This is a genomic window from Halopenitus sp. H-Gu1, from assembly GCF_041821145.1.
Lineage (GTDB): Archaea > Halobacteriota > Halobacteria > Halobacteriales > Haloferacaceae > Halopenitus.
Genome location: NZ_JBGUBC010000008.1, coordinates 125,418 through 135,931, shown reverse-complemented (window position 1 = coordinate 135,931; position 10,514 = coordinate 125,418). Strand labels below are relative to the sequence as shown.

The 10,514-nt window shown below is 59.9% G+C and carries 9 protein-coding genes and 1 pseudogene; 3 read left to right on the top strand and 7 right to left on the bottom strand.

Annotated features, from left to right (window positions below; all coding sequences use genetic code 11):
* Positions 1-209: 209 nt before the first annotated feature.
* The 6 genes and pseudogenes from ACERIT_RS08315 to ACERIT_RS08290 all read right to left on the bottom strand — a co-directional run bounded on the left by ACERIT_RS08315 (position 210) and on the right by ACERIT_RS08290 (position 5,458).
* Positions 210-938: an ABC transporter permease gene (locus tag ACERIT_RS08315; protein ID WP_373674375.1), complete on the bottom strand. Its 729-nt coding sequence runs from the start codon at positions 936-938 to the stop codon at positions 210-212.
* On the bottom strand, positions 935-1,882 hold the full coding sequence (locus ACERIT_RS08310) for an ATP-binding cassette domain-containing protein (protein WP_373674374.1): 948 nt from the start codon (positions 1,880-1,882) through the stop codon (positions 935-937). Before ACERIT_RS08310 ends, ACERIT_RS08315 begins: the two co-directional genes overlap by 4 nt.
* Positions 1,883-1,987: 105 nt before the next feature.
* A complete protein-coding gene (locus ACERIT_RS08305; RefSeq protein WP_373674373.1) occupies positions 1,988-2,704 on the bottom strand; it encodes a DUF2270 domain-containing protein in 717 nt (238 codons plus the stop codon).
* A gap of 649 nt (positions 2,705-3,353) precedes the next feature.
* Positions 3,354-3,827 (bottom strand): pyridoxamine 5'-phosphate oxidase family protein, encoded by a 474-nt coding sequence (locus ACERIT_RS08300; RefSeq protein WP_373674372.1) that lies wholly within the window; start codon positions 3,825-3,827, stop codon positions 3,354-3,356.
* A 38-nt stretch (positions 3,828-3,865) separates the two neighbouring features.
* Positions 3,866-4,093 (bottom strand): annotated as a pseudogene (locus ACERIT_RS08295) (ThiF family adenylyltransferase); the annotation flags it as partial.
* Positions 4,094-4,117: 24 nt separating this feature from the next.
* Positions 4,118-5,458, bottom strand: a complete 1,341-nt coding sequence (locus ACERIT_RS08290; RefSeq protein WP_373674371.1) for a cyclic 2,3-diphosphoglycerate synthase — start codon at positions 5,456-5,458, stop codon at positions 4,118-4,120.
* Between the two features lie 53 nt (positions 5,459-5,511).
* On the opposite strand from ACERIT_RS08290, the gene arcC reads away from it, so the two are divergent.
* A complete protein-coding gene (gene arcC, locus ACERIT_RS08285; RefSeq protein WP_373674370.1) occupies positions 5,512-6,432 on the top strand; it encodes a carbamate kinase in 921 nt (306 codons plus the stop codon).
* Positions 6,433-6,670: 238 nt separating this feature from the next.
* Positions 6,671-7,933 (top strand): Glu/Leu/Phe/Val dehydrogenase, encoded by a 1,263-nt coding sequence (locus ACERIT_RS08280; protein ID WP_373674369.1) that lies wholly within the window; start codon positions 6,671-6,673, stop codon positions 7,931-7,933.
* Between the two features lie 155 nt (positions 7,934-8,088).
* On the opposite strand, the gene ACERIT_RS08275 is transcribed toward ACERIT_RS08280, so the two are convergent.
* Positions 8,089-8,598 carry a PUA domain-containing protein gene (locus ACERIT_RS08275; RefSeq protein WP_373674368.1) on the bottom strand — a complete coding sequence of 170 codons (510 nt, stop codon included), beginning with the start codon at positions 8,596-8,598 and terminating at the stop codon, positions 8,089-8,091.
* Positions 8,599-9,164: 566 nt separating this feature from the next.
* On the opposite strand from ACERIT_RS08275, the gene ACERIT_RS08270 reads away from it, so the two are divergent.
* On the top strand, positions 9,165-10,499 hold the full coding sequence (locus ACERIT_RS08270) for an MFS transporter (RefSeq protein WP_373674367.1): 1,335 nt from the start codon (positions 9,165-9,167) through the stop codon (positions 10,497-10,499).
* Positions 10,500-10,514: the final 15 nt, after the last annotated feature.

Genomic DNA, 10,514 nt, shown 5'->3' with positions numbered 1-10,514 from the left:
ACCGACGTACCACGGCCGATGGCACGGCCCGTATGCCTCAAGTGGGACGACCACCGATGGTCGGCGTCACCACGCGCTCACCGTCCCAACGAGGAGCATACACACCCGCAAATTACCGCCGGGGACTCGGCGTAGCCGAACCCCCACGGTGGAATCCTCACGCTTTAGCGCGGGGAGGATGTCAAAGATCCGGACGATGGGAAACAGTGCTAGAGGCGTCGGGGGAGCGTTCTCCGATGGAGTACTACTGCGAAGCCGAAGGTCAGGATAAAAAAGAGGAACAGCCCCACGAGCCAGATTCCCACACGCTCTCCGGATCCCAGTCCGTATTTCGTCGTCTCAACGAGGTAGGTCAACGGGGACGCATAGGCTACCAGACGTCCCCACTCGGGCAAGTTCTCCACCGGAACGAAGATACCACTGACGAAGATCACCGGGAACTTGATCAGGGTAGCCAGCATCATGACGTCCGATGTCGCGTCCGTCGGGATGGCGGCCATCAAGACTCCAAGGGCAGAAAACCCGAACGCTGCGAGAACCAAGCCAATACCGAGACTAATTGGGTGGGGGATCACGATGCCAATGACTACCGAAAGTACAACGGTAGCAACGCCAGTGATCGCGACGCCGACGGCGGCGGATGCCAAGACATCACCAAGCAGTATCTCGGTGACGGTGATTGGAGCAGAGGCGAGCCGCTCCAGTGTGCCGTCTCGGGTCTCCCATGGCCCGATGACTGGCGAGATCGACGTGGACGTGAACCAGAGGGCCATTCCGACGAGGCCAGCGACGAGTTGCGTCCCGGACATCTCCCGACCCATCGTAAACGCGAGAAAGAAAAACGCCGGGATGAGGATACCGAAGATGAGGACTGGGCCCTTGGCGTAGTAAATTCGGATATCCTTTTTTGCCACGGCTAACACTCGCTGTAATCTCATGGGTCCTCCTCCGTGAGGTCGGTGAACGCATCTTCGAGACTTGGACCGAGTGTTTGCAACGAAAGCACGGTTAGCCCCTTCTCTTTTGCGAGGGTTACAACAGCTTTGACGACGGCATCTGGATCAGGGGTCATGAGACGAAACGTGTCGCCACGCTTTTCGGCCCCTTCGACCGCAGTGATCCCAGCCAACAGTTCGCGCTCGATCGTTTCGGAGAAACTCACCTCGACGGCACGGGTGCGCTCGATCTCCTGTTTCAATGCTTCGGGTGAATCGATGGCAGCAATTTCACCTCGATTAATGATCGCGATGTTGTCACACAATCGATCCGCTTCACCGATATTGTGTGTCGTCAGAAACACGGTCCGCCCCTCCTGGTTCAACTCCGCTATCCGTTCTCGGATGAGACGCTGACTCTCGACATCAAGTCCCGTGATAGGCTCGTCCAAGAAGAGAACTGCAGGGTCATGCAACAGCGCCATTGTCAGCATGAGGCGTTGCTTCATTCCTTTGCTGTACTCGCTTGTGGGAGTGTGACGCCGTTCGAACAACCCGAAGGAGCGCAGTAATTCCGTCCCGGTGTTTTGTCGCGTCTCCCGAGGAACGCCGTACAGCTCGCCGGCAAGCATCAGATTCTTCCAGGCCGTGAGGTCCGGATATGCGTTGAATTGCTCGGGAACGATCCCGATTTCGGACTTCGCCGCCTCGGTATCGGTGCGGATGTCATACCCGGCGATTCTGGCGGATCCCGCATCGGGCCGCAGGACGCCGGTCAGCATCCGGATCGTGGTTGATTTCCCAGCGCCGTTCGGGCCGAGAAATCCAAACACATCACCTTCCTCAACCTGGAAGGAGATACCGTCCACGGCCGTGAGATCGCCGAAGTGCTTTGTCAGGGTTTCCACATCGACTGCTGGTGATGACGTCGTTGATGTCGTATTCATTCTTGTCTCAAACGGTCTAATCCGGGTTCAACGTCGAATCAACCTGGAACGATCGATTTCTCTCCCGGCAGTCGTCGGATGACCGGGATCTATCGTCGGCGAGACTCACTTTCGCCATCGTTCCGTTCGCTCCGAAAACTCCCGTTTTTTACCCTTTGCTCGTCGATCGGTGGGCCAGAAGGCGATTCCGATCATCACGATATAGAATAGACAGACGACACCGATGACGATCGCGCCCGAGAGGACGTCGATCGACGCGGCGTCCACGACGCCGACTCCATCGGCCGCAAAAACCGTAATACGCACTGTCCACGAGAGGATGATGATGGTCATCAAGGGGAGATACACGCGTTTCAATCGACGCGATAGAGCCTCGAAAAGCGGCACCTTGACCCGCGGGTTTCTGAGATCGGTGGCCAGCAGTTCACGCCACCGCTCGTGAACGACGCCTTCCGGATCGGCCGCGTTCGCGAAGATGTTTTCTTCGACGAGACGAACTCGCGACCGCCAGATGTCGTAGATACGATACCGACGCGCCTCGACGACGAGAAACACCGTCACGATACCCAAACTCCCGAGGATGATGTAGTGTGGGTTGCCCGCTGCGGAGAACGCCCACGTGATCAGGGTCGCTACGACGCCGACGGCCCAGTTCGTCGTTCGATCCAATCGCGCTCGCCAGGCAGTCGCCCGGCCCAACTCGCCACGGTAGAAATGCTGCATCAGTCCGACGAACTCCGACCGCTCTTCGGCCAATTCGCTAGCCACTTCTCGCTCCTCCGGTCCCGATGGTTCGAATTCCTCGTCCTCTTCGCGTTCCATGAGTCGATGTTACAGCCGTCCACCAAGGAACTGTTGACGAATGATCCAACCATGAGTCTCTCGAACGACTTCCTCGAGGAGTGAACTACCCCGACCGACCGCGCTCGGGCCTACTCGGCCCTCGCTTGTTGAGGTCGGGACTTCCTGTTTCTGCGTCGGAGCTTGTACCCGACGTGGGCACAGTGGTTCCAGACTCCGCAGGCGATTCCCCTGTACAGGCGGTTCGGAGTGTCCCACTCCTACCGATTGGACACTCGACCACAACCGACGTTGCACGCTTCTTGTCGCGGTTGAACAACGCCGAAGGCGTGGCGAGCATCGTACTACCGCATTCAACCGCCGGAGTAGTAAGGACACCGATTCACACGAAAATAAACGATGACGGCGCTGTATCCCCACCCTACTCGCTTGTGCTTCCGACACCCGTCGGAAGCCCGGCGCTCGTTGAGGGTGGGGACTTAGCGCCTGCATACAGCTAAACGGACCGTCCTGTACCGCCCAAATGACTGCGATTCGATGTTCGCCTCGGTCTCAGTGTCATAGCAACCTCGGTCTTGCGTCGGTTTATCCGGAGCTGCGGATCTCCGGAGTTCGACCGACCCGTCTAGACAGCACTCCGGACGGACGGGACCCTCACCCCGTTTCGCCGTCACGGATTCCTCGGACGTAATCCCTCACTCCGGCGACCGGTGATCTCAGTGTTCCGGATCTCATACCACGTTCGTTCGATACCCTCACGATCTTCCCATCGACGATTGCCTGCGGCGTCATCGGCCTGCGCGAAAAAAAGAGACGCAAGTCGCTCCGAGACGGTAGCATCCTCGAGGGAGTGAATCGTTCCGGTCACGATGACGCTCTCCCAGGAATCGAGCGACTCGTACTCGTAGACCGTTACTGTCACCTCTTCAGATGTGTCAGCAAACTTCTTCTTTTTGCTATCGGGGGCGTTCACGAATTCCAGAATAATACGGCCATTCTCCTCGTCGTATCCATATGAAATCGGAATACCGTATCCTCGATTTTCAACGCCCATACTCAATACGCCATGGCCCCTGGAAGTGAGGAACGACTCACATTCCTTTTTGTTCATGTCGTTGCCGATCAAAGCTGAACGATCCGTCATACTCCCTCTCCGAACTCCATGGTCTTATTAGCTAGTGCCACACGTCGCTGGAGGTTCGACCGTTTCACGGTTCCGTCGTCGACGATTCCGAGTGTGCCGACGCCGGCAGCAGCGAGAGACTGGAGACCGACCGACCCCAATCCACCTGCGCCGCCGACGAGGACGCGGCTTTCCAGAAGCGACGCCTGTTGTGCCTCACTGACGAGGTCCAACATGAGTTGACGGGAGTATCGATCATGCTGTGGTGCATCGAGGGGCTCGCTCATACCGTGAGTTGACACGGAGACCGATCAAATCCCTAACGTGGTTGCGTGCCATTCAAGTACTGCATCGAGCGGGATGTTCTTCGCTTCGAGTTCGTAGTGGACTCGCACAATGGGAACGTCCACGTCGATCACTCGTGCGAGGTCGTGAGGCGTCCCCGAAACGACGACGTCCGGATTCGCGTTCCGAATCGTTGTTTCCAGGTCCTGGATCTGATCCTCGCTATATCCCATCGCCGGGAGGACGGTGTCGAGGTGGTCGTACGTCTCGAATATGCGCTTGAATGTGCCGACGGCTACCGGTTCAGGATCGATGATCTCCGCAGCACCGTATTCACGAGCCGCGATTAATCCGGCACCGTGAGGGGCGTCACCGTGGGTAAGCGTCGGTCCGTCTTCAACGACGAGAACGCGCTTGTCCGCGATCGACTCACCGTCCGCAGTGATCGTCGAATCCGCGTGGATGATCCGTGCCTCGGGATTGGTTTGACGGACGTTCTCCTCGACTTCTCGAATATCCGTTACGTCGGCGGTGTTCTCCTTGTTGATGAGCACGTAATCAGCCAACCGGAGATTGGTTTCCCCTGGATGAAAACGCAGTTCTGCACCGGACCGATGCGGATCGGCCACGACGACGTGAACGTCCGGAATGTAAAACGGGAGTTCGTTGTTGCCGCCGTCCCAGACGATGATCTCCGCTTCACGTTGGGCACGGTCCAGGATCGCCTCGTAGTCCACGCCGGCATACACGACGTGGCCACGTTCGATGTGGCTCTCGTATTCCTCACGCTCCTCGATCGTGACGTCGCTTTCGTCGAGATCGGAACGCGTCTCGAAGCGTTGGACTCGTTGTGCAACGAGGTCACCATACGGCATGGGTTCTCTGACGATGACGACGTTTTTCCCCCGTTCCCGAAGCAAGTCCGCGAACTTCCTGGTGGTTTGGGATTTCCCACAGCCGGTTCGTACTGCATCGACGGCGACGACCGGAACGGATGCGTCGAGCATCATCCGATCGGGACCGATCAGTCGGAAATCGGCTCCCGCGGCGAGCGCACGCGATGCCTGATGCATCACGTGTTCGTGGGAGACGTCGGAGTATGAGAACACGACGGTATCCACGTTTTCCTCGTCGATGATCGCTTCCAGTTCCGTCTCGGGACGGATCGGAATGCCATCGGGGTAGTGTTCTCCGGCCAACTCCGACGGATACCGTCGGATTGGGGATTCCTCGAGTTCTCCGATGTTTTGGGAGGTGGTATGAGTGAACGCGGTGACTTCGGTGTCCTCGTCATCCCGGAAGACGGTGTTGAAGTCGTGAAAGTCGCGACCTGCAGCCCCCATGATTACGATTTTCGCTTTGTTCATGGGAGACAGTATTCGCGCAAGACTGAATTAGTATGGCGGATAGCTCCCATAACATGGGAACCGATCCGATCGTCATCGCGCTGGGCGGCAATACGCTGCTCGGTGAGCATGGCCCGTGGACGATCGACGAACAACTCGAGGTGATCGAACGGACGGCACGACGACTGTCCGATGCTATCGATACCGGTTACGATATCGCCCTCACTCACGGAAACGGACCACAGGTCGGGGATCTTCTCCTCCAACAGGAGAGTGCGAGTGAGACGCCTCAACTACCGCTCGACGTACTCGTCGCCGAAACCCAGGCACAGATAGGCTATCTGCTCCAACAGGCACTCGACAACGAGCTTTCGAGCCGGACGGATTTCATCACGGTCGTAACGCAAGTCGTGGTCGACGCCGCCGACCCGGCGTTCCAGGATCCGACGAAACCCGTGGGACCGTTCTATACGGAATCGGAAGCGGAGAACAAATCGTTCGAGACCAGGAACGTGTCGAGTGGCGCTCGTCCGTATCGTCGTGTCGTTCCCTCTCCTGAGCCCGTCGAACTCGTCGAGGGCGACGAGATCGGTCGCCTCGTGAATCGAGGGGATTTCGTGATTTGCGTCGGTGGAGGTGGCGTCCCCGTCGTCCGAGATGACGGTCTCCAGGGTGTCGAAGCCGTGGTCGATAAGGACAAATCCTCCCAACTGCTCGCATCCGACCTCGATGCGGACACGCTCGTCATTCTGACTGACGTCGAATATGCGTACGTGGAGTACGGGACGCCGGACCGGAAACCCCTCCGGGAAACGACCGTCGAGGAGTTACGGACGCACCTCGAAGCAGGTGAGTTCGGCGAGGGAAGTATGCAGCCAAAGATCGAAGCGTGTATTCGATTCGTCGAGCAGGGCGGAGAGAGGGCCGTGATCACGTCTCCCGAACGATTACTGGATGCGCTGACCGGCGATGCGGGAACACGGGTGAGAGGATAATGTTCCCGTTGGGAAGCGTCCCGACTGTAGCTGATGGCCGGAAAAACACGTGCGGACTGAGATCGTTCCCAGCGAATGGGATCGATGTCCATGTTCTATGTCGACGGCAAGACATATTTCAGCTACTGGCACCCGAGATCGCGTCCGTCCCTGGTGGGTTGTGGTCACCCATCGCTTTGTGGTCATCCATCGTTCCGTCTTTGACCCCTGGCTGCGTCGAATCCGACATCAATTGATCATGCCCCCTGACGATCATCCATTCGAAAGTCTGCGCGAACAGCTTGATACCGCGGCTCGATACGTCGATATCGAGTCCGACGAGCGTGCCATGCTTAAATATCCCGAGCGAATGCACGAGGCGACCCTCACGTTGGAGTTGGATGACGGCTCGCTCGACCAGGTTCGTGCGTACCGAGTCCAATTCAACGGGGCCCGAGGCCCGTATAAGGGTGGAATCAGGTATCACCCCGCAGTCGATCCCGACGAAGTGCGAGCCCTTGCTGGCTTGATGGTTTATAAGTGCGCCGTCGTCGATCTCCCGTTTGGCGGCGCTAAGGGAGGTGTCGTATTCGATCCACAGGACTACTCCGAACGCGAACTCGAACGTATCACTCGGGCGTACGCCACCGAATTCCGACCGCTCCTCGGAGCGGATCGGGACATCCCGGCACCCGATATCAACACCGGCCAGCGGGAGATGAACTGGATCAAGGACACCTACGAGTGTCTCGAGAATACGACTGCTCCGGGCGTGGTCACTGGGAAGGCGATCGAAAGCGGGGGAAGTGAGGGGCGGGTGGAAGCGACGGGTCGGTCCGTGACCATCGCAGCCCGTGAACTCTTCGACCGGTTCGACCGATCGCTTGAGGGAGCGACGGTCGCCGTTCAGGGGTTCGGAAACGTTGGCTCCGTTGCGGCCACGCTTCTTGACGATCTCGGTGCAACCGTCGTTACCGTCAGTGACTCCACGGGCGCGATATTCGATCCGACGGGGATCGACCCCGCGGATGTCGATCGGTTCAAGGCGGAGACCGGTACTGTGGTCGGATACGGGGACGCCGACGAACGCACGAATACGGAGCTCCTGACGGCCGACGTTGACCTTCTGATACCGGCTGCTGTCGGGAACGTGATCGACGACGAACTCGCTTCGGACGTCCAAGCGGACGTGATCGTGGAAGGGGCGAATGGGCCGCTAACACCTGCGGCTGACGACGTCCTGGATGACCGTGATGTGGTCGTCGTTCCCGATATTCTCGCTAATGCAGGCGGGGTTACCGTGAGTTACTTCGAATGGGTTCAGAATCGACAGCGCTTCTCCTGGTCGGAAGACCGTATCAATGACGCGCTCGAGACCACGATCACGGATGCGTTCGACGAGATGATACGCGTCTCCGAGGACCGCGAAATCCCCAGTCTCCGAACGGCTGCCTTCGTGATCGCCATTGAGCGTGTCCTCACGGCTATGGAACAAGCCGGCAAACGCGCCAAACACGGATAGCTTCGGAGATGTCGTTTTCCGCTGTGGATCGATGGACTCGATCCCGGCCGCCAGGAGTCGACAGCGGCAGTCAGGACTCGACATCGATATGCTCCTCCAGGTCACGTTCCTGAGTACGACTGGATCACGGTCGGCAGGACCGAGCGCGCGTCTATTTACGTTTCGTCTTCCGTTCCGATCCCCTCGCGCACCTTCACGGCCATCCCGGTATCGAATGCACGCATCTCGATCGCTGCGAGTTCCGCGCGACCGACGGCCAGCAATTCGTCTGTGGGGGTCACCACCAGCACTTCGTCGCCGGGGCGTACCGCCTCGTCAACCTCGCGGACGAATTTCGCGAACGTGTTCCGTCCCTCGCGCACGAAGGGTTCGCTCTCCTCGCCGACCACAACCCGGTAGGCCGGCGGATCGAGCGCCTCCCGGAGTCGCTTCCCACCTGCGATCCCGAGGGTAAACCGGCCGTCGGTTCCGTAGGAGACGAGCCGATCCCCCTCGTCGCCGCCGGACGGGTCCACGTCGCCGGCGAGCACCTGCCGGGGACGGCCTCCGCTCGATCGGCGGATCGAGAGCGGCTCCTCGTCGGGAAACAGCGCCGCGCCCGCCCCCGCGCCGAACTGGTAATCGGCGTTCACGCGCAGATCCGGGATCCCCGTCGTATCGCTCATATGGAACGCTTGGGAGCCGAACCAATAAGTGCGGTCGATCGTCGTCGCGCCGATCGCGTCCCAGGCACCTACAACCGGACTGCGTTCGTCCGACGCCACGTTTACAGGCGGTTCAAGGCGAATGCCACGGGGCTTGACCCCATGGATGAAGCCGACAACGTTGACGCAAACTATTAAGTAGCGATGTACTAAACACCGAGATGAGATGGCACTACTTGTGTCTGGCTTCAAGTCCAAAAATACGGACGGTCAGACGCTGTGCCGTCGCCACCGAATAGGAGTGGGAGCCTCCGAATCCACGCCTGCGGAGACTGGAACCGCTGTGGAAATACCTCACCGGGAGCGTGTTTCTGCAAGTTCTGTCGTAGAAACAGGAAGCCTCGGGGCTTGACCCCGAGGTACTTCACATCCGCACAGCGTTCGTCCGACGCCACGTTTCCCCCCATCGAGATCCGGATCCGACGGGTTCTTTGCGGATCGCTGGCCAGTTCCGGCAACCGATCTCACATGCTCCCGCTCCTGTCGGCGATCCGAACGCGACCGCCGTCCACGCTGAGGGAGTTGGCATGAACGCGAACGACCGATCCATCACGGGATTCGTGATGGTCGCTCACGGCCTAGTTCACACCTACGAGCTCTCCGTTCCGATCCTGATGACGGTCTGGCTGCTCGAATTTTCCGTCACGGCCGCGGTTCTCGGTGCCGTGGTTACGGTCGGATACGGCCTCTTCGGCGTTGGCGCGCTCCCCGGAGGGCTGCTCGTCGATCGCTACGGCTCCCGTCGGCTGATCGTTGGCTGTCTGTTCGGCATGGGCGTCGCCTTCCTGTCGTTGAGCCTCGTTCCCCACGTCGCGACGATCGCGCTCGCACTCGGCATCTGGGGAGCGGCGGCCAGCGTCTATCACCCCGCTGGGCTCGCGCTTATCAGCAACGGGATCGACCCGGACACCCGTGGTACCGTCTTCGCCTATCACGGCATGGCCGGCAACGCGGGGATTGCCTTCGGACCGCTCGCAACCGCGCTGTTGTTGCTCGTCGCCGACTGGCGGATCGTCGTCGTGGTTCTGGGCGGACTGTCCGTCGTCGCCGGCATCGTCGGCCTGTCGATCGACTTCGACGAGACGGCGGGGCTGACCGGTTCCATGGGCACTGATCCCGGAGCCGACGGCGGGAACGACGCCATCGACTCCGATGACGTCGCGTCCGCCAGTACCGGTGTCGACGACGAGAAGGCGGAGATCCGCTCGCTCGGCGATCTCATCGACGGGACGCGCCGGGTGTTCACCCTCGGCTTCTCGCTCGTCTTCCTCGTGGTAATGTTCAATGGGCTCTTCTACCGGGGAATGTTGACGTTCCTGCCCGAACTACTGAACGACTTTCTCGTCGCCATCGTCGGAGACGTCCGCCCCGGCGTCTTCGATCCGGACGGTGCGCTCGCCGAGGAGTTCGATCTCTCCCGGTACGTGTACGTCGGGCTGTTGACCGTCGGGATCGTCGGCCAGTACGTCGGCGGGAGGCTCACCGATCGGATCGAACCGGAGCGGGGACTCGTCGTGATGCTGCTGGTCCTCTCCGCCATCACGCTCGCGTTCGTTCCGGCATCCCGCGCCGGCCTCGTTCCGCTGTTGGCGATCGGCGCCGCGCTCGGGTTCGCGCTGTTCGCGATGCAGCCGCTCACCCAGGCGACGATCGCGGCCTACTCCCCGCCGGAGTCGCGCGGGCTCTCCTTCGGCTTCACGTATCTCGGCATCTTCGGAATCGGTGCACTCGGGGCGACGGTCGTCGGCGTGGTGCTCACCTATGCCGCCTCGGAGTTCACTGTCTTCCTCGTGCTTGCCGGCTTCACGCTCACCGCCTGTACGCTGGCGACCGTCCTCGTCTCGCGGGACCTTCGCCCCTGATGGCAGGTCTGGCGT